Source organism: Pseudooceanicola marinus (assembly GCF_020177265.1).
Taxonomy (GTDB): Bacteria; Pseudomonadota; Alphaproteobacteria; order Rhodobacterales; family Rhodobacteraceae; genus Pseudooceanicola; species Pseudooceanicola marinus_A.
The window spans coordinates 1-18,989 of the sequence record NZ_JAIVMC010000001.1 but is presented as its reverse complement, the minus strand read 5'-3'; the positions used below and the strand labels follow the sequence as shown (position 1 = coordinate 18,989).

General features: G+C 66.6%; 19 protein-coding genes and 1 tRNA gene. 10 read left to right on the top strand and 10 right to left on the bottom strand.

Annotation, left to right across the window (positions count from 1 at the left end; all coding sequences use genetic code 11):
- Positions 1–671: 671 nt before the first annotated feature.
- From LC066_RS00100 to purQ, 3 genes are all read right to left on the bottom strand, one after another.
- Positions 672–2,009: a sigma-54-dependent transcriptional regulator gene (locus LC066_RS00100; RefSeq protein WP_085888218.1), complete on the bottom strand. Its 1,338-nt coding sequence runs from the start codon at positions 2,007–2,009 to the stop codon at positions 672–674.
- 23 nt (positions 2,010–2,032) lie between these two features.
- Positions 2,033–3,787, bottom strand: coding sequence for a sensor histidine kinase (locus LC066_RS00095; RefSeq protein WP_222479367.1), 1,755 nt, complete (start codon positions 3,785–3,787; stop codon positions 2,033–2,035).
- Positions 3,788–4,095: 308 nt separating this feature from the next.
- Positions 4,096–4,764 (bottom strand): phosphoribosylformylglycinamidine synthase subunit PurQ, encoded by a 669-nt coding sequence (purQ, locus tag LC066_RS00090; protein WP_222479369.1) that lies wholly within the window; start codon positions 4,762–4,764, stop codon positions 4,096–4,098.
- A gap of 146 nt (positions 4,765–4,910) precedes the next feature.
- Here purQ and LC066_RS00085 point away from each other — a divergent pair, with 146 nt between their 5' ends.
- On the top strand, positions 4,911–5,372 hold the full coding sequence (locus LC066_RS00085) for a GFA family protein (protein WP_224896041.1): 462 nt from the start codon (positions 4,911–4,913) through the stop codon (positions 5,370–5,372).
- Positions 5,373–5,480: 108 nt separating this feature from the next.
- On the opposite strand, the gene purS is transcribed toward LC066_RS00085, so the two are convergent.
- Together purS and purC are read right to left on the bottom strand one after the other, a co-directional pair.
- Entirely contained in the window at positions 5,481–5,714 is a 234-nt protein-coding gene (gene purS / locus LC066_RS00080; RefSeq protein WP_085888222.1) for a phosphoribosylformylglycinamidine synthase subunit PurS, read from the bottom strand.
- A 14-nt stretch (positions 5,715–5,728) separates the two neighbouring features.
- Positions 5,729–6,487 (bottom strand): phosphoribosylaminoimidazolesuccinocarboxamide synthase, encoded by a 759-nt coding sequence (gene purC, locus LC066_RS00075; RefSeq protein ID WP_222479372.1) that lies wholly within the window; start codon positions 6,485–6,487, stop codon positions 5,729–5,731.
- A 255-nt stretch (positions 6,488–6,742) separates the two neighbouring features.
- Here purC and LC066_RS00070 point away from each other — a divergent pair, with 255 nt between their 5' ends.
- The 3 genes from LC066_RS00070 to bmt all read left to right on the top strand — a co-directional run bounded on the left by LC066_RS00070 (position 6,743) and on the right by bmt (position 10,198).
- The gene (locus tag LC066_RS00070; RefSeq protein WP_224896040.1) at positions 6,743–7,054 is read left to right on the top strand and encodes a DUF1476 domain-containing protein; all 312 of its coding nucleotides are present in this window, start codon (positions 6,743–6,745) and stop codon (positions 7,052–7,054) included.
- Positions 7,055–7,257: 203 nt separating this feature from the next.
- Complete coding sequence (locus tag LC066_RS00065) at positions 7,258–9,135, top strand: phosphatidylglycerol lysyltransferase domain-containing protein (protein ID WP_224896039.1); 1,878 nt, start codon at positions 7,258–7,260, stop codon at positions 9,133–9,135.
- Between the two features lie 49 nt (positions 9,136–9,184).
- Complete coding sequence (gene bmt / locus LC066_RS00060) at positions 9,185–10,198, top strand: betaine--homocysteine S-methyltransferase (protein WP_222479378.1); 1,014 nt, start codon at positions 9,185–9,187, stop codon at positions 10,196–10,198.
- A gap of 200 nt (positions 10,199–10,398) precedes the next feature.
- On the opposite strand, the gene LC066_RS00055 is transcribed toward bmt, so the two are convergent.
- On the bottom strand, positions 10,399–11,514 hold the full coding sequence (locus tag LC066_RS00055) for a PA0069 family radical SAM protein (protein ID WP_224896038.1): 1,116 nt from the start codon (positions 11,512–11,514) through the stop codon (positions 10,399–10,401).
- Between the two features lie 214 nt (positions 11,515–11,728).
- On the opposite strand from LC066_RS00055, the gene LC066_RS00050 reads away from it, so the two are divergent.
- The 3 genes from LC066_RS00050 (at position 11,729) to LC066_RS00040 (ending at position 13,678) form a co-directional block, all read left to right on the top strand.
- Positions 11,729–12,430 (top strand): corrinoid protein, encoded by a 702-nt coding sequence (locus tag LC066_RS00050; RefSeq protein WP_222479382.1) that lies wholly within the window; start codon positions 11,729–11,731, stop codon positions 12,428–12,430.
- A 79-nt stretch (positions 12,431–12,509) separates the two neighbouring features.
- On the top strand, positions 12,510–13,166 hold the full coding sequence (locus LC066_RS00045) for a DUF1638 domain-containing protein (protein WP_224896037.1): 657 nt from the start codon (positions 12,510–12,512) through the stop codon (positions 13,164–13,166).
- Complete coding sequence (locus LC066_RS00040) at positions 13,163–13,678, top strand: hypothetical protein (RefSeq protein ID WP_224896036.1); 516 nt, start codon at positions 13,163–13,165, stop codon at positions 13,676–13,678. The genes LC066_RS00045 and LC066_RS00040 overlap by 4 nt, the downstream gene beginning before the upstream one ends.
- 63 nt (positions 13,679–13,741) lie before the next feature.
- Here LC066_RS00040 and LC066_RS00035 read toward each other — a convergent pair whose 3' ends face one another.
- The gene (locus tag LC066_RS00035) at positions 13,742–14,140 is read right to left on the bottom strand and encodes a SufE family protein (RefSeq protein WP_224896035.1); all 399 of its coding nucleotides are present in this window, start codon (positions 14,138–14,140) and stop codon (positions 13,742–13,744) included.
- A gap of 183 nt (positions 14,141–14,323) precedes the next feature.
- Here LC066_RS00035 and LC066_RS00030 point away from each other — a divergent pair, with 183 nt between their 5' ends.
- A complete protein-coding gene (locus LC066_RS00030; protein ID WP_085888231.1) occupies positions 14,324–14,830 on the top strand; it encodes a hypothetical protein in 507 nt (168 codons plus the stop codon).
- Between the two features lie 72 nt (positions 14,831–14,902).
- Here the strand turns inward: LC066_RS00030 and rnd are convergent, their stop codons facing one another.
- Entirely contained in the window at positions 14,903–16,066 is a 1,164-nt protein-coding gene (rnd, locus tag LC066_RS00025; RefSeq protein ID WP_222479390.1) for a ribonuclease D, read from the bottom strand.
- Between the two features lie 237 nt (positions 16,067–16,303).
- Between rnd and LC066_RS00020 the strand changes: the two genes are divergently transcribed.
- Complete coding sequence (locus LC066_RS00020) at positions 16,304–16,504, top strand: hypothetical protein (RefSeq protein WP_224896034.1); 201 nt, start codon at positions 16,304–16,306, stop codon at positions 16,502–16,504.
- Here LC066_RS00020 and purN read toward each other — a convergent pair.
- Together purN and purM are read right to left on the bottom strand one after the other, a co-directional pair.
- Entirely contained in the window at positions 16,501–17,070 is a 570-nt protein-coding gene (gene purN / locus LC066_RS00015; protein WP_224896033.1) for a phosphoribosylglycinamide formyltransferase, read from the bottom strand. The two genes, LC066_RS00020 and purN, sit on opposite strands and share 4 nt — an antisense overlap.
- 4 nt (positions 17,071–17,074) lie before the next feature.
- Positions 17,075–18,118 carry a phosphoribosylformylglycinamidine cyclo-ligase gene (purM, locus tag LC066_RS00010; RefSeq protein WP_224896032.1) on the bottom strand — a complete coding sequence of 348 codons (1,044 nt, stop codon included), beginning with the start codon at positions 18,116–18,118 and terminating at the stop codon, positions 17,075–17,077.
- A 347-nt stretch (positions 18,119–18,465) separates the two neighbouring features.
- Here purM and LC066_RS00005 point away from each other — a divergent pair.
- A tRNA-Ile gene (locus LC066_RS00005) sits at positions 18,466–18,541 on the top strand.
- Positions 18,542–18,989 lie beyond the last annotated feature (448 nt).

The following is an 18,989-nucleotide window of genomic DNA, read 5'->3' as shown; positions in this document are numbered from 1 at the left end:
CCGGGCGGAACCCGGGGGGAGCGAAGGCATTGAGGGCGTGACTGTCAGGGGCGACTTGGGCGCCGGCATCGACGCGGCAAGGGCCGCCTGCATGGGCGTGCCTCCGGCCTGTCTCGATCCTGTCGCGCGTCATCGCGTTTCTTCTCCGACGGCCTTCCGGCCCGGTTAAGCCCCCGGTTTCGTGAACCGTCCGAAGCTTCCTGGTGCCGGGCAGCCGCCCATTCTGAACCGAAGCGACCCCGTGAGATCCTTCGGCAAGTGCGAAACCCATGAGGGGTTCAATCGATCTGGCGTCCGAACGGAGGTTCTTCCCGTCACATCCGGGGCCAGCGAAACTCTTCAGGCCTCTGCGAAACCTCGATGGAAACGCTTATGGCCGTTTCATGAACATAAGGTGCATCATGGCCCTCTGACAATGCAGAAAATAACACAACCGAAGCGGGAACAGCGGAATGCCTTCGCTCTGACCACCTCTCCGGCCTGGCAAGGCGGATCGCAAGGCACAAGCGTGCCTCTTTGAGGTCAGTCGGGTGACGTGGCGAGCGGGGCGGCATGGCAAGACCGGAGATCGGCGTAAGGGCCCTCCCCGCAGCTCGTCCCGGAATGGGCCGCCCCACAGGGACGGCCCGGGGGTGACGGGCGGGCCGCGATCCGCGCGCCCCGCCCTGCCCTCAGTTCAGGTAATCGGCGCGCTGCAAGCCGTATTTCGCCATCTTCTCGTTCAGGGTCCGACGCGGCAGGCACAACTCTTCCATGACGGAGGAGATCGAGCCCTTGTGGCGCCGCATCGTGTTGTCGATCAGCATCCGCTCGAACGCCTCGACGTATTCCTTCAGCGGCTTGCCTTCGGTGGTCATCACCGGCTGCATCTCCTCGTTCTCGCTCATCAGCAGCGAGGCGATGGTGCCGGAGCCGCGGCGCGACTGCAGCACGGCGCGTTCGGCCACGTTGATCAGCTGGCGCACGTTGCCCGGCCAGGGCGCCTGCAGCAGCTGCGCGGCCTCCTGCGCGGTGACCTGCGGCGCATCACAGCCGTATTCGTCGGCAAACTGCTCGGACAGGCGGGTGAACAGCGCCAGGATGTCCTCGCCCCGCTGGCGCAGCGGCGGCACGGTGATGCGCAGCGCGGCCAGGCGGTAGAACAGATCGGGGCGCAGCACGTCCTCGCAGGTACGGTCCTGCTCCTGCAGGTTGGAGATCGCGACGATCCGCGTCTCGGATGGCGTGCCCTGCTCGTTGATCGCCGAAAGCAGCCGCGCCTGCAGGCTTTCCGACAGGGCCTCGATGTCTTCCAGCACCAGGGTGCCGCCACGGGCCTCCTCGACGGCCGGCAACTGGCTGTCGTCAGGCTGCATCGGACCGAAGAGGCGTTTCGACAGCTGCTCCTCCTCCAGCGCGGCGCAGGACAGCAGGACGAATTTCTTGCCGGCGCGGGCGCCCACGGCGTGCAGCGCATGGGCCACCAGCGTCTTGCCGGTGCCGGTCTCGCCGTCGATCAGGACGTGGCCATCGGCCTGACCAAGATCGAGGATGTCCTCCCGCAGCCGCTCCATAACCGGCGAGGTGCCGATCAGCTTCTTCATGATCTGGCCACCATCGGACAGCTCGCGCCGCAGTTGGCGGTTGTCCATGGTCAGACGGCGAGCATTGGCCGCCTTCTTGGCCAGGGCCGTCATCTTGTCCGGGTTGAACGGCTTTTCGAGGAAGTCGAAGGCGCCCAGGCGCATTGCCTCCACGGCCATCGGCACGTCACCGTGGCCGGTGATCATGATGACCGGCAGAGAACTGTCGGTGCCCATGAGCTTCTTCAGGAAGGTCATCCCGTCCATGCCGGGCATCTTGATGTCCGAGATCACGATGCCGGGGTAATCGGGGCCGAGCGTCTTCAGCGCCTCTTCGGCACTGGGGAAGGTCTCGGTATCGTAGCCCGACAGGGCCAGCCACTGGCTGATCGACTGACGCATGTCCTGCTCGTCATCGACGATCGCGATCTTCATGGCCTTCTGCATCTCACGTTTCTCCGCTCTTGTCGTTACTCTGCCGCTTCGATCTCATCCGAGAGGATCGGAAGCTGCACCTCGAAAACCGCGCCGCCCGCCTCGGCGTTCCGGGCCGTCAGCCGACCACCTAGGTCGGCAATGATCCCTGACGAGATCGCCAGGCCCAGACCAGTACCGTCACCGGGCTGCTTGGTGGTGTAGAATGGCTCGAACAGGGCATCCAGATCCTGGATCCCCTCGCCGTTGTCGCGCACGGTCAGCGTGGCCGTCTCCCCCGCCGACAGAAGGATGTCGATCTTGGCATCCTCCACGTTGGCGGTGGCATCCAGCGCGTTCTTCAGCAGGTTGATCATCACCTGCTCCAGCCGCACCCGGTCGGCCATGACCATCACCGGGCGTTCGGGCAGCGCGCGGGTGATCCGCACCTTCCGCTGGCGCAGCTGCGGCTCCATCATCGACAGGGACGACGCCAGCGCATCGCCAACGTTTACAGGGGTAAACCCGTCCCCGCCGGTGCGCGCATAGCTCTTCAACTGGCGGGTGATGGCGCCCATGCGACCGATGAGATCGTCGATCCGGCTGAAGCTGGCCAGCGCCTCGTCGGGGCGCGCGCGCTTCAGCAGCAGCTGCGCGCCGGCCAGGTAGGTCTTCATCGCCGCCAGCGGCTGGTTCAGCTCATGCGCCACGGCGGCCGACATCTCGCCCAGGGCCGCCAGCTTCTGGCTCTGGGCGATGGTCTGTTCAGCCACTTCCAGGTTCTTCTCCATGCGCTCCCGTTCGGCGATTTCCCGCTGCAGCCGTTCGTTCAGCGCGCGCAGATCCGCCGACTCCCGCTGGAAAACCGACAGCCGCAGCATGGTCTTGCGCGACAGGGCGTAGAAGGCCAGCGCCAGAAGGATGGCGAAGCCCATGATCTCCAGCGCCAGGACGCCGTTCACCCGCTCGCGCACGGACTGGTAGGAGGTATAGCTGACCACCTGCCAGCCGCGGAACGGAATGCGGGAGCCGACGCGCATCACCGCTTCCCCCTCAAGGTAGCCATCCACCTCGGTCGTCCAGTCGGTGGTGGCATAAAGCGCCCGTTCGATGGCGGACGACGGGGTCTCGCGCGCCACGGCCTGATCCTCTGTCAGGCCCCGCCAAAGCGGCTCGGTCGACAGGATGATCCGCCCCTCGCTGTCCTTGACCAGCAGCGCGTCCGAGATCCCCGCCCAGGAGCGTTCGAACTTCGCCAGATCGGCCTCCACCATGATGACGCCGATCAGGCTGCCCTGAAAGTCGATGCGCCGCGAATAGACGAAGCTGAAGCCGCCGGTTTCGCGGGGAATGACGCTGAACACCGTCCCGTTCGAGCGCTGCGCCTCGATGAAATAGCGGCTCTGGCGGTGGTTCTCGCCCAGGCGGTTGCGGTTGGTGGCCGCCACGATGCGCCCGTCCTCGTCCAGCAGCACCAGCCCCTGGGCGCTGATCTCGTCGAGGAAGGACATCAGCCGCAGGGTCGAGGTGCTGAAATCGTCGCTGTTGAGCGCGCCGATCAACTCCTGGTCGCGGGCCAGCAGCTGCGGCACGATCGAGTTCAGTTGCAACTCACTGACGATATTGGCCCCGAACAGCGCCAGGCGCAGCTCGGCCCGGTTGCGGGTCGGCTCGGTATAGCGCTGCATCAGCATGGCGTTGGTCACGGCCATGATGACGATCACCACGACCAGGAACAACGCCAGGGCGATGCGCGCGCGCCAGGAAATGGTGCGGCCGGAATGACCGGCCGGGGGGCTTTCGTTCTCCATTGGGCGAAATTACACCGCTCGGGACCGTACGCTCAAGCAGACAAGGGCCCGACACAGGCGGCAAAGCGCCGATATGGGGCCGACCAGGGCCATTCCATGCCTCCGACGAACGTATTCAGGGGGATCGGATGCGAGGGGCGCGACGCCCGTTGACCGACGTTGCGCCAAAGGCTCCTATGCCAGGGCTTTCCGGCGCGCCGCCCCTGCCCCATACGATGGCTGCAAGTACTCCGGGGGAGTCGCCCTCGGGCGACGGGGGCAGAGCCCCCTGCCCGGCCCCCAGATCAGGCCCGACGTCAGGTCCGGCGTCAGGCCTCGACCAGCGCGTCCAGGATCCCCTGGAAGACCCCGGCGCCATCGGTGCCACCATGGCCCGCGTCGGCGGCGCGCTCGGGGTGGGGCATCATGCCCAGCACCCGGCGGTTGGCCGAAAGCACACCGGCGATGTCGCCCGCCGAACCGTTCGGGTTGTCGTCGTAGGTGAAGGCCACCCGGTCCTCGCCGCGCAGCTCGGCCAGCAGCGCGTCATCCGCCTGGTAGTTGCCGTCGTGGTGGGCGATCGGGATGTGCACCGTGGTGCCGGCGTTGTACTGGCGGGTGAAGATGCTTTCCGAGGTCTGCACCGTCAGCGGCACGGTCTTGCAGATGTACTTCAGATTGGCATTGCGCAGCAGCGCGCCCGGCAGGATGCGGGTCTCGGTCAGCACCTGGAAGCCGTTGCAGATGCCGATGGCATAGCCGCCCCGATCCACGTGGGCCTTCAGCGAGGTGCAGATGGGCGAGTTCGCCGCGATGGCGCCGCAGCGCAGGTAATCACCGTAGCTGAAACCGCCGGGCACGCCGACGATATCGACACCCTCTGGCAGCTCATGATCCTTGTGCCAGACCATGGTGACCTCGGCGCCGGCCTTCTCGAAGGCCACTTGCAGGTCGCGGTCGCAGTTGGACCCGGGGAAGACGAGGACGGCGGCTTTCATGGCAGGCTCCGTGGCGCGGGAAGGGATCTGAACCGGCTCATACGCGCAAGGGACAGACGGATCAAGCCTGCGCGCCTCGGATCAGACCACTCGCCCAGCACAGGCCGGGATGCTAGGGTCCGCGGGAACCACGATGGAGACCTGCCATGCCCCTGCCGACCCCCGGCGCGCCGCTCACCGGCGCCTGCCGATGCGGCGCCCTGCGGATGGAGATCACGGCTCCACCCTTCATGACCGCCGCCTGCCACTGCACCGGCTGCCAGCGGATGGCCTCCAGCGCCTTTTCCCTGACCATGATGGTGGCCGCCGACGCCTTTCGCGTGACCGAAGGCACCCCGGTGACCGCCGGGGCCGGATCTCCCGACCTGACCCACTACGCCTGCCCGGACTGCCACAGCTGGGTCTACACCCAGGTGACAGGCGTCGATTTCGTCAACCTGCGCTCCGCGCTCTTCGACGACCCAACCTGGACCCGCCCCTTCATGGAAACCCAGCGGGCGGAGGCCCTGCCCTGGGTGCCCGAGCTCGCCCCGCACGGCTTCGACCGCTTCCCGGGGATGGAGAGCTTCCCCGAGCTGATCGCCGCCTTCGCCGCCGAACGGCTCTGAGCTGGTATCCCGTCCCTGCCCTGCGCACCCCCTGACGCAGAAGGAAAAGGCCCCGCCGCAGATCCTGCGACGGGGCCTTCCCAAATCCTTGAGCGCGGGCGCGCTGGCTCAGGCGCCCATCTCGATCGAGTAGCTTTCGATCACCGTGTTGGCGAGCAGCTTCTCGCACATTTCGGTCACCGTCTCCTCGGTGGTGCCATCGGCCAGGTCCAGCTCGATCACCTTGCCCTGGCGGACGCCTTCGACGCCCTCAAAGCCCAGACCACCGAGCGCGTGGCGCACGGCCTCGCCCTGGGGGTCCAGAACACCGGTCTTCAGCATGACATGCACACGGGCTTTCATATCGGGCGGCTCCTTCAGTTGATCAGCGTGGGCTTGGTGGCCCCGTTGGACCGCGGCATCACGCCAAGGCGCTGCGCCACTTCGGTATAGGCGTCGGTCAGGCTGCCCAGGTCGCGACGGAACACGTCCTTGTCCAGGTGCTTGCCCGTTTCGATGTCCCACAGGCGGCAGCTGTCGGGGCTGATCTCGTCGGCCACGATCAGACGCTGGAAGTCGCCCTCGTAGACGCGCCCCACCTCGATCTTGAAATCGACCAGTTTGATGCCGACGGCCAGCATGACACCGGACAGGAAATCGTTCACGCGCAGCGCCAGGTGGACGATGTCGTCCATGTCCTGCTGGCTGGCCCAGCCGAAGGCGGCGATATGCTCTTCGCTGACCAGCGGGTCGCCCAGCTCATCGTTCTTCAGGCAGTATTCCACGATCGGGCGCGGTAGCTGCGTGCCTTCCTCGATGCCGAGGCGCTTCGACATGGAGCCGGCAGCGGTGTTGCGCACGATGATCTCCAGCGGGACGATCTCGCAGCTGCGCACCAGCTGTTCCCGCATGTTCAGGCGGCGGATGAAGTGCGTCGGCACGCCGATGTTGGCCAGCCCGGTCATGAAGAATTCGCTCAGGCGGTTGTTCAGCACGCCCTTGCCCTCGATCACGTCCTTTTTCTGGGCGTTGAACGCGGTGGCATCGTCCTTGAAATATTGCACGATGGTACCGGGTTCCGGGCCTTCGTACAGGATCTTCGCCTTGCCTTCGTAGATTTTCTTGCGTCTTGCCATGGGCGTGCGGCCTCTCTCACGGGCTCTGGTCGGGAACGGGACTCGCCCGCTTTCGCGCTCTCTTAGTGCAAGCGCGGCAGTGGAGCAAGCGTGGCGCCTTGCCGGGCCCCGCGCGGGCCCCGCGACCTTGCGCCGGCGCAACCTCCAAATTGTCGCGCCCTGCGCCGAACCATCTTCACGCAGCGTAAGAGAGCGACTAATCTGATCGCGTCCCGACGAGACGGGGCATCCCAGGCAGAGGGAGGAGATCATCTCATGAGCCATCTGAAGGACCGCGAAGCCGCTTTCGAGTCGAAGTTTGCCCATGACAGCGAGATGCTGTTCCGCGCCGAGGCGCGCTGCAACTGGGCCCTGGGCCACTGGGCCGCGGGCCTGCTGGGCAAGACCGGGGACGAGGAACAGGGCTATGCCGCGTCGCTGGTGAAGGCCGATCTGACCGAACCCGGTCATGAGGACGTCATCGCCAAGCTGGTCGCAGACCTCGACGGGCTGGCGGACGAAGCCACGATCCGCGCCCGCCATGCTGAGGCCCTTGCGGCGGCAAAGGCTGCGCTGGCCGAGGAATGACACCCGGCTGCGCGCACCTCAAGAGCGCAGGGTAATCACCTGTAAGATCAGGGAAATCGCTCAATCCCTGAGCGGGTATCCATGTTCCGTGCAGCCTTGTCCGCGCAATCCGTAGAATGCAACAGACGGGCTGATTGCCTTTTAAGCCTACGGAAAGAAACCTCGCCTACCCCTGTGCCCGGGATCGGGAGAAGGGGATCGGAATGACCGAGGTGATGCGCGTGGCACGCAAGGACCGGACGCGCTGGCTGCGTTACGTGGCACCGCTTACGGTCGGAAGCGCCTGTCTCTGGCTGCTCTGGAACCGTCTGCGAACGCTCGACCCCGACGCGCTGTGGCAGAGTTTCCTCGCGGTCAGCCCGGCGCAATGGGCCCTGGCGCTGGTGGCCACGATCGTCTCCTTCTGGTCGCTGGGCCGCTACGACGCGGTGATACACCGGCATCTCCGCACCGGCATCTCGGCCCGTGATGCCCAGCGTTCGGGCATGTCCTCGATCGCGCTGGCTCAACTCCTCGGCCTCGGCGTGGTGACGGGCACGCTGGCGCGCTGGCGCCTGCTGCCGCAACTCGGGCCGCTGCGCGTGGCCCAGGTCACCGCTGCCGTCTCGGCCTCCTTCCTCATCGCCTGGGCCGTGGTCACCGCGCTCGCCTGCCTGCTGCTCGCGCCGCGCCTGTTGCCCGAATGGCTGGCCCTGCTCGGGCTGGTGTTCTTCCTGACCCTGCCGGCGGCCTCGCTCTTCGCGCCGGAACTGCGGTTTGCCCGGCTGCGCCTGCGCCTGCCATCGCTCAAGGCCATGGGCGCGATCACCTTCTTCGCCGCCATCGACACCTACGCCGCGGGCCTTGCGCTCTATGCCCTGCTGCCCGACCCGCCGGGCTTTGCCGCCTTCCTGCCGGTCTTCCTGCTGGCCCTGGGGGCCGGTCTTTTCGCCGGGACACCGGGCGGGGTCGGACCGTTCGAGCTGTCACTGCTGGCGCTTCTGCCCGCCCTACCGGAAAGTGACCTCTTCGCCGCCATCCTGGCCTTTCGCCTGGTCTACTACCTGCTTCCCGCGACACTGGCCGCGCTGCATATCTTCCGCCCCCGCCCCGTGGTCGAAGCGGCGCCCCGTCGACGCGCCTCCCGCCGGATCCCCGACCTGCTGCTGGACCATGCCCCGCGGGCGGAATGCGGCGTCGCGCGGCAGAACGGCGCGCGACTTCTGGGCTGTGCCGCCAGCGGCGCCCTGTGCATCGACACGCCCCAGACGCTGACCCTGCTTTTTGACCCGCTCTCCGGCGGCCTGGGTCCCTTGCTGCCGCGCCTTTCCGCCGCCGCGCGCAGCTCGAACCGCATCCCCGTGGTTTACAAATGCTCCGCACGACAGGCCCTGGCGGCCCGAAAGGCGGGCTGGCAGATCCTGCACGTCGCCGATGACGCTGTGATCGACCCCGGCGCGCTGACCCTCGACGGCGCCGCCTTCCGGCAGCTGCGCCGCAAGCTGCGCAACGCCGAAAAGGCCGGTGTGACAACCTCTTGCGAGACGGAGTTACCCCTAGCCGACCTCGCGCGACTGGATGCGGAATGGAAGGCACTGCACGGCGTCGCCCGCGGCCTGTCGACCGGGCGCTTCGCCCCCTCCTACGTCGCCCGGCAACGGGTCTTCGGCGCGCGGATCGACGGCGACCTGGTCGCCTATATCACCCTGCACGAGAATCAGAACCAGCTCTGCCTCGACCTGATGCGGCACGGCGCGGACCTGCCCGACGGCACGATGCACGCCCTCGTCACGGCCGCAGCACGGGAGGCTGCACGCCTTGGCCTGCCGCTGTCGCTGGCGGCCATTCCCGCCCGCCCCGGGAATGAGGGCCGCATGATGACCTGGGCCCGTGCCCAGGTCGCGGCACGGACCGGCGGCATGGGGCTGGCGCGGTTCAAGGACAGTTTCGCGCCGCGCTACCAGCCCCTCTACATGGCCGCCCCGGGGCGAGGCGCGCTGGCGCTGGCCGCCGCTGATCTGGCCCTGGCCATGCGACGTCCTGCCCGAACCCGGGCACAGCCCCTTCCCACGGAGAGCGCGCTTGCGTATGAGGGGTCCTGAACAAGCGCGGCCCCCGGCGCGGCCGGGGCGCCCCTGCCAGGAGAGCCCGATGACCGACGCCCTGTCCCGACTGCTGCAATCCCGCGACTGGCTGATGGCCGACGGCGCCACCGGCACCAACCTCTTCAACATGGGGCTGACCGCGGGCGACGCCCCCGAGATGTGGAATGTCGATCACCCCGACCGCATCCGCACCCTCTACCGCTCGGCGGTCGAGGCCGGGTCGGACATCTTCCTGACCAATACCTTCGGCGGCAATGCCTCCCGGCTGAAACTGCACGACGCGCAGTCCCGGGTGACCGAGCTGAACCGCATCGGTGCCGAACTGGGCCGCGAGGTGGCCGATGCCGCCGGCCGCCCTGTCGTGGTCGCAGGTTCCGTCGGGCCGACGGGGGACATCATGGCGCCGATGGGTCCGCTGACCCATGAAACAGCCGTGGAGATGTTCCACGAGCAGGCCGAGGGCCTGAAGGCCGGGGGCGCTGACGTGCTCTGGCTGGAAACCATCTCCGCCCCTGAGGAATACCGCGCCGCCGCCGAGGCCTTCAAACTGGCCGACATGCCCTGGTGCGGCACCATGAGCTTCGACACCGCCGGGCGCACCATGATGGGCCTGACCTCGGAAGCCATGGCGCGGATGGTGGAGAAACTGGACAACCCGCCGATCGCCTATGGCGCCAATTGCGGCGTCGGCGCCTCGGACCTGCTGCGCACCGTGCTGGGCTTCTCCGCCCTCGGGATCGAGCGGCCGATCATCGCCAAGGGCAATGCCGGTATCCCGAAATACGAGGATGGCCATATCCACTACGACGGCACGCCGGACCTGATGGCCGACTATGCGGTCCTGGCGCGCGATTGCGGCGCCACGATCATCGGCGGCTGCTGCGGCACGATGCCCGAACACCTGGAGAAAATGCACGAGGCGCTCTCGACCCGCCCGCGCGGTCCGCGCCCGACGCTCGACCAGATCACCGAAAAGCTGGGCGGTTTCTCCTCCGCCTCCGACGGCACCGGCGAGGATGCCGCCCCGGCCCGCCGCCCGCGCCGGCGCAGTCGGGGCTAAGCAGCCCGGGCGGACGCCGGCGCCTTGCCACGCACTCGGAATGACGCGCCACGGCCCTGCTTCACCTTGTTTGAAATACTCCGGGGACTGGGCCGTGTCCCGGACATCGTCCGATGCACGATTTCAGCGGCGCAGGGGTGGAGCCCAGGAAGAGTTAAGGCCGCAACGGGGGCAGCCCCCCTCCCCTTGCCAGTCGCCCCTCAGTCGAAAAGCGACAGCTGCTCCCCCGGTTTCACCGGCACCCGGAACAGGTCGCTGCGCAACTCGGGCTGTGGTGCGTCCAACCCGTGGCGCTTCACCGCCGCGCGGAACCGTTGAGCGATCATAGCCGCATAGGGCCCCTCGCCGCGCATCCGCTTGTGCCACTGGGCCGAGTAGTCCTGCCCCCCGTGCATCTCGCGCAGGCGGGTCATCACCCGTTTCGCCCGATCGGGATAATGTTCGGCCAGCCATTCCTGGAACAACGGGGACACCTCGCGCGGCAGGCGCAGCATGATCCAGCTGGCGGCCGTGGCCCCCGCGCCCGCACAGGCCTCCAGGATTTTCTCCACCTCGGCGTCGGTCAGCGCGGGCACCACGGGCGAGACCATGGCACGCACCGGCACCCCCGCCCGCGCCAACGCCCGGATCACCTGCAACCGCTTCTCCGGTCCGGGCACGCGAGGCTCCATCCGGCGGGACAGGTCGCGGTCCAGCGTGGTGACGGAAATGCCCACGCGCACCAGGCCGAGCTTGGCCATCTTCCGCAGGATATCCAGGTCCCGCAGGATACCTGTGCCCTTCGTGACGATGGCAACCGGGTGGCGATGCTCCCACAGCACCTGCAGGCAATCGCGCATCAGCCCATGGGTCTTGTCGATCGGCTGATAGGGGTCGGTGTTCGTCCCGATGGCGATCGGCGCGACCTTGTAGCTGCGCTTGCCCAGCTCGGCCGCCAGAACCTCCGCCGCATTGGGACGCGCCACCAGCCGGGTCTCGAAATCCAGCCCCGGGGACAGGCCGAGGTAGGCGTGGCTGGGCCGCGCGAAGCAGTAAATGCAGCCGTGTTCGCAGCCGCGGTAGGGGTTGATCGACCGGTCGAACGGCAGATCGGGCGAGCGATTGTAGGTGATCAGGCTGCGCGCGCGCTCCTCGCGCACCTCGGTGCGGATCTGCACCGGCTCCTCGATCACCTCCCAGCCGTCATCTTCCGCCACCGTCTCCAGCGCCTCGTAGCGGCCGGGGGCGTTGCTGACGGCGCCGCGGCCGCGGCGGGCGCGGGTGTCGATGCCATGGGGCCGTGTCGTTTCGGGCGGGGTGTCGATATTTTCAGCCATGGAAGGATGCGGGGCAGCGGGATCATGGAACATATGGCGAACATACGCACTATCGCGGCAAACCTCCATGATTCCTTTCAGGATTTCTTTGCGCCTTGCATGCCATAGGTCGTCCACATCGTCCGTTTTGTCGCATTCCGCAAAGTCAGCGGGTCGCTTTGCGACAAAGGTCGGGGGATGGGCCAGGCCCGCGCGCAGCAGATCGGGGAAGAACATGTCCGACGAAGAAGAAGAAATCATCCTGTCCGAACTGGACGACGACGAACTGGTCCAGCAGATGATGGACGACCTCTATGACGGTCTGAAGGAAGAGATCGAAGAGGGCGTCAACATCCTGCTCGAACGCGGCTGGACCCCCTATCGCATCCTGACCGAGGCCTTGGTGGGCGGCATGACGATCGTCGGCGCCGACTTCCGCGACGGGATCCTCTTCGTCCCCGAGGTGCTGCTGGCGGCCAATGCGATGAAGGGCGGCATGGCCATCCTGAAGCCGCTGCTGGCCGAAACCGGCGCCCGCACCATCGGCAAGATGGTCATCGGCACGGTGAAGGGCGACATCCACGACATCGGCAAGAACCTGGTGTCGATGATGATGGAAGGCGCGGGGTTCGAGATCGTCGATCTGGGCATCAACAACCCGGTCGAAGAGTACATCGAGGCGATCCAGCGCGAAGAGGCCGACATCCTCGGCATGTCCGCCCTGCTGACCACCACCATGCCCTACATGAAGGTCGTGATCGACACGATGAAGGAACAGGGCATCCGCGATGACTACATCATCCTGGTGGGCGGCGCGCCGCTGAACGAGGAGTTCGGACGCGCCATCGGCGCCGATGCCTATTGCCGCGACGCCGCCGTGGCGGTGGAAACCGCCAAGACCTTCATCGCGCGCAAGCACAACCAGGCCACCGCCTGATCCCAGCCCGGCGCGGGCCCCGGCCCGCGCCCCTCCCGGAGGCGAACCGCCTCGACCCTGCGCGCGGGGAGGCCACCCGATGCCCGATCTTCCCGACGACCAGACCCTGACCCAATCCGGCGCCAGCCTGACGGACACGCATCTGAGCGAGGGCGGCGCGGCCACCCTGCTGATCGCCTGCGGGGCCCTGGCCCATGAGGTGCTGGCGCTGAAACGCATGAACGGGCTGGATCACCTCGACCTGATCTGCCTGCCCGCCATCCTGCACAACAGGCCCGAGAAGATCACTGATGCCGTCCGCGCCGCTGTGGAACGGCACCGCGACCGCTACGCGCGCATCCATGTTCTCTACGCCGATTGTGGCACCGGCGGGCTGCTGGCCGCTGAATGCGACCGCCTGGGGGTGGAAATGCTGCCCGGTGCCCATTGCTACGCCTTCTTCGAAGGGGTCGAGCGGTTCGAGGCGCGGGGCGAGCTGACCGCCTTCTACCTGACCGACTTCCTCGCCCGGCAGTTCGACGCCTTCGTCTGGGAACCTCTGGGCCTGGACCGTCACCCGGACCTGCTGCCGATGTATTTCGGCCATTACACCCATCTGGTCTACCTCGCCCAGACCGACGATCCGGCGCTGACCGAGAAGGCGCGCGCGGCCGCCGACAGGCTGGGCCTTGAATTCACCCGGCGATTCACGGGATATGGCGATCTCGCCACCGCCCTGACCCGGAAGCCATCGTGACCTCTGACGCCCCAGACCTGCTGAAAACCGATTGTTCCAAATGCGCCGCGCTCTGCTGCCTGGCGCTGGCCTTCGACAAGGGCCGCGACTTCGCCTTCGACAAGAACCCGGGCGAACCCTGTCGCAACCTCTCGGGCCATATGTGTTCGATCCACGACAGCCTGACCGAGAAGGGCTTCCCCGGCTGCGTCGCCTATGACTGCCTCGGCGCCGGCAACCGCGTGGTGCAGGAGGTCTTCGCCGGGCGCAGCTGGCAGGACGAAGCGCGCCTGACCCGCCCGATGATGGAGGCGTTTTCCGGCATGCGCGAGGTCCACAAGCGTATCGACCTGCTGCGCGCCGCCGAGACGCTGCCGCTGGAGGCGCGCGACGACCAGACCCGGCGCGACTACCTGGCCCGGCTGGAACAGCACCGCTGGAGCGGGCAGGAGTTGAACGATTTCGAGGTCGGCCTGGCGCTGGAGATCGACATCTTCTTCCACGGCCTGCGGAAGTACATGCCCGAGCGCTAGACGCCTCCTCATGCAAAAGGGGGCCGCAGCCCCCTTCCCCTGTCCACGGCGTCCGGATGCCGCTCAGGCCTGTTCGCGGATCCGCTCGATCATCGCACGCAGCCCGTTGGACCGTTGCGCCGACAGGTGTTCCTGCAGGTTCAGCCGCCCCAGCTCCGCCATCGGGTCCACCTGACCCAGCTCGGCCATCGGCACGCCATCGTAAAGCGCCTTCAGCACCGCGATCAGGCCGCGCACGATCATCGCATCGCTTTCACCGTCGAAATGGAAGATGCCGTCCTCGGGGCGCATGTGCAGCCAGACCTGGCTGGCACAGCCTTCGACCTTGGTCGCTGGCACCTTCAGGGCGTCGGGCAGCGGCTCCATCGCCTTGCCCAGATCGATCACGTGACGATAGCGGTCTTCCCAATCCTCGAGAAACTCGAAATCCTCGACGATTTCCTCGAATGCGGGCTGCGCCATGGGGCTCTCCTTGCGTGGTCCGTCTGTCTGCCTGCCCCGGGGTTACGCCGCAGGCGGCGGAAGGTCCAGCCCCGGCAAAGGGGCCGCACCTTCCAGCTACGGCAAAGGCTTGGCTTTTCAAGCCCTCGCCACTGCGCTAGAGGAGGAAGGAAGTACAAGGGAAAGCCAGGGGGGCTCCGATCCATGCGCAAGTTTCTTCCCGTCGTCCTGATCGCCGCCATTGGGCTGTCGGGATGTGGATACGTGCGGGACAGCCGCCTGAACCCGTTCAACTGGTTCGGCCAGAGCAGTTCGCGCCCGGCGACCCCGCAGGAGGTCGAGAGCACCAACCCCCTGATCCCCAAGCGCAGCGCCTTCGCCCGGAAGCCGGACCAAGATCTGCGCCAGCCGATCGCGGGCCTGGAAAACCTGACGGTTGAACGTATCCCCGGCGGCGCGATCATCCGCGTGACCGGCGTCACGGCCCAGACCGGTGCCTACGACGTGGAACTGCGCCCAGAGAACGACGGTGACCCGGTGGATGGTGTCGCCCGCTACGTGATGGTCGCCTATCAGGCCCCTGGCGGGACCGCCGGCCCGATCCAGACCCGCCGCGTCACCGCCGCGGCACGGCTGTCGAACATCGAGCTGACCAATGTCAGCTCCATCGAGGTCATCAGCGCCTCCAACGTTCTGACCTCGCGCCGCTGATCCGTGGCATCACCACAACGCAAAAGGGCGCGGCCGGATGGCTGCGCCCTTTGTCTTGTCTGGCCGTGTTGATCAATCCAGGTCGACGGTGATGACCTTCTGACCCTTGGTCGCCAGGCCGATCTTGCCATCGCAGAGCCGCAGCGCATCGGCGCCGAAGACATCGCGTCGCCAGCCGTGCAGAGAGGGCACGTCGCGCTCCCCGGCCGCCAGTTCGTCCAGCTCGGAGGTGGCCGCGATCAGCTTCGCCGCGACGCCGGAATTGTCGGACTTCGATTTCAGCAGGACGCGCAGCAGATCGGCCAGCGCCGGGTTCACCTGAAGCTTTTCCTTGGTCTTGTCCGGCTTGGGCAGGTCCGCATCCGGGCAGTCCATGCCCGCCTTGATCGCCGCCAGGATGCCCTCGGCGATCTCGCCCTTGCGGGCCTCGCGCAGCAGCAGGCGCGCGCGCGACAGATCCTGCGGGGTCTGCGGCTTGGTCGAGGCCAGCTCGACCAGGGCGTCATCCTTGTAGACCCGGTTGCGCGGCACGTTCTTCGACTGGGCATAGGATTCCCGGAACTTGGCCAGCTCCCGCAGCACGCCCAGGAAACGGCCCGAGTTGGTGCGGGTGCGCACGCGCTTCCACGCCTCTTCGGGGCGCACGATATAGGTCTCGGGATTGGTGAGGATGCCCATTTCCTCCGCCACCCAGGCCGCGCGCCCGTCCTTTTCCAGCTGACGGGCCAGGTATTCGTAGATCTGGCGCAGGTGCGTCACGTCGGCGATGGCATATTTCTTCTGCGCCTCGGTCAGCGGACGGCGCGACCAGTCGGTGAACCGCGACGACTTGTCGAGGCTTTCGCGGGCGATCTTGCGCACCAGCGTTTCGTAGCCCACCTGTTCGCCGAACCCGCAGACCATGGCCGCGACTTGGGTGTCGAACAGCGGTTCCGGGATCAGCCCGGCATCGACGTAGAAAATCTCCAGGTCCTGCCGCGCAGCGTGGAAGACCTTGACCACGTTGGTGTCGCGGAAAAGCTCGTAGAGGGGATCCAGCGACAGGCCTTCGGCCAGGGGATCGACCAGTACCGCATCGGTCTCGTCGTCCTTGCCGGGCACCGCGAGCTGCACGAGGCACAGCTGAGAATAATAGGTGCGCTCGCGCAGAAATTCGGTATCGACCGTGACATAGGGTTTGGACCGGGCCATGGAACAATAGGCTGCAAGGTCCTCGGTACGGGTAATCGTCTGCATCTAAGGCTTTCTTCTGATAGCTTCACGTCCTGCCGTCATGCCCCCGTCATACTTGCCTTGTCACGGGATGGAAAGAGGGCGAAGGGCGCGCGAAACCACCCCGCTGGGAAGAAACAAGACCCCAGACCCATCAAAATTCGTTAGCGTGAGGCGATCAATCATTCATTTTCGTTAAGCGCACTCACGGGGTAGACACGGGCAAAGACCTTCTTTCCCTCTTCCCCGAAAGGACCTGTCATGGCCCAAGTCATCAATCTGAACCGCCCCCACTACGCCCCTGCCCCCGCAACCTCGTCGGTGCGCCTGCCGCTGAAGGCAGCCGTCGCCCTGGCCTTTGTTCTGGGGATGGTGGCGCTGTCCACCGTCGTGCCGCAGACCGAAGTCGCGCCCGACATGGCCTGGCGCGGCAACTCCGGCTCGCTGGAGATGATCCGCTAAAGGCTCTCGGCGAACCTGCGCAGCATGGCCGGGTACAGCTGGTGTTCCTGCACCAGAACCCGGGCGGCCAGCGTCTCTGGCGTGTCGCCCGGCTCAATGGCGACCCGCGCCTGGCCAAGGATGGGGCCGTCGTCCAGCTCTGCCGTAACCTCATGCACGGTGCAGCCGGCCTCGGTCTCGCCCGCCTCCAGGGCCCGCGCATGGGTGTGCAAACCCTTGTACTTAGGCAGCAGCGAGGGGTGGATGTTCAGCATCCGCCCCTCGTAGTGCCGGATGAAGCCGGGCGTCAGGATCCGCATGAACCCCGCCAGACACAGGATGTCCGGCTGCGCGGCATCCAGGTGGCGGATCAACTCGGCCTCGAAGGCCGCGCGGTCTTTGCCGAAGGGGCGATGATCAACCGCGAAGGTCGGCACGCCCATCTCGGTGGCCTTCACCAACCCGCCCGCCTGCGGATCGTTGGACCCGACCAGCACGGGGCGCGCCGGGTGATCGCCGGTCATGCTTTCGACGAGGCGGACCATGTTGGAGCCGCCGCCGGACACCAGGATTGCAACGCGTTTCAAGGGATCAGCCCTGCAGCGCCGGATAACGGATGCCCGCCTCTTCGGTGACCGTCCCGATGCGGCTGACGGTCTCGCCGGCCTCGGTCAGCAGGGCGGTCAGGGCCTCCGCCTCAGCCGCATCCACCACCAGCACCATGCCCAGACCGTAGTTGAAGGTCTTCAGCATCTCCGCCTCGGAAATGCCGCCCTGTTCCTGCAGCCATTTGAACACGCCGGGTTTTTCCCAGGCGGTCAGGTCGATCTCGGCGCCCAGGCCCTGCAGGACGCGCGGCAGGTTCTCGGTCAGGCCGCCGCCGGTGATATGGGCCAGCGCATGCACGCCACCCGCGCGCACCGCGTCGAGGCAGGATTTCACGTAAAGACGGGTCGGCGTCAGCAGCGCCGCCCCCAGCGAGCCGTCGGCCCAGGGGCAATCCGCCTCCCAGCCAAGGCCCGAGGTTTCGACCAGCTTGCGCACCAGCGAATAGCCGTTGGAATGGACCCCGTCGGAGGCGAGCCCCAGCAGGACATCCCCCGCGCCCACGCCCGCCGGCAGATCCTGCCCGCGCTCCATGGCGCCCACGGCAAAGCCCGCCAGGTCGAAATCGCCCTTGGCGTACATGCCCGGCATTTCCGCCGTCTCGCCACCGATCAGGGCGGCGCCGGAGTTGGCACAGCCCTTGGCGATGCCCTCGACGATGGCGGCAGCCTGGTCGAGCTCCAGTTTGCCGGTGGCGAAGTAGTCGAGGAAGAACAGCGGTTCGGCGCCCTGGCAGACCAGGTCGTTGACGCACATGGCCACCAGATCGATGCCGATGGTGTCCACATGGCCGGTGTCGATGGCGATGCGCAGCTTGGTGCCGACCCCGTCGGTGGCCGCCACCAGGATCGGATCGTCGTAGCCGGCCGCCTTCAGATCGAAGAGCGCGCCGAAGCCCCCCAGTCCCGACATGGTGCCGGGCCGGTTGGTGGCCTTGGCCGCCGGCTTGATCCGGTCGACCAGGTCGTTCCCGGCCTGAATGTCCACACCAGCGTCCGCGTAGGTGATCCCGTTCTTGCCGTCGCTCATGACCCTGCCCTCGAAGCCTTGGAAATTGGGCCGGTCAGTAGCCGATCCCCCCCCTTCGCGCAACGACAAAGCGGCCCGCCGCTGCCGCAACGGCAGATGCGGCGCCGGTCGCCCACCCGAAAGCCGTACACGGTCGCAGCTTCGGAGCAACCAGCCCTCACGCACCACACGACGTTCCTGCCTGCAGGCCTACGCCGAGCTGCGGCCATCGCTTCGGGACACGCATCCTCGGCGCGGCATACAGGCCACGGTTACCGCACTGCGGCCGCGTCAGTCCCTTGAAGGCGCCCGGCGCCCTTCCACGCGCTTGACCCTCGCGGCCGCGCACCATATTCCTGAGCGCGGTCGGGCCTGTAGCTCAACGGTTAGAGCAGAGCGCTCATAACGCTTTGGTTGCGGGTTCAAATCCTGCCGGGCCTACCAGAAATCCGATTTTCCCCAATGAAATCAAAGGCAATGTGGACCACGCTGGCCCACGGACGTCCACCACTTTTCAATGAGTTACGAGGCAAGTGGACCACGATTTTCGGAGGTTCGATGCCGATGCCGTCAACCTAAATCACGCGTTCATCTTCGGAAGTGTTATGAATTTATCTGCTCGGCTGGCTTTGAAGCACTCCTTCTGAAGAACTGCCGACAGATCAGATCCTGCATGCATGGCTGCAGTTCTTCAGGGCCAGACATCCCCGCAAGCATCCTCTGGCAGATTTCGACTTTGAGGCTCACTTCGTCCTAGGGTCAGGACCCATTGTTTTCCGCAGGTTGGCGTGATTCACGGCTCGAAAAACGAGCGGTGACATGTCTGACCTTTTCTGGCTGACCGACGTGCAGATGGCGCGTCTTGAGCCCTACTTTCCGAAGTCCCATGGCA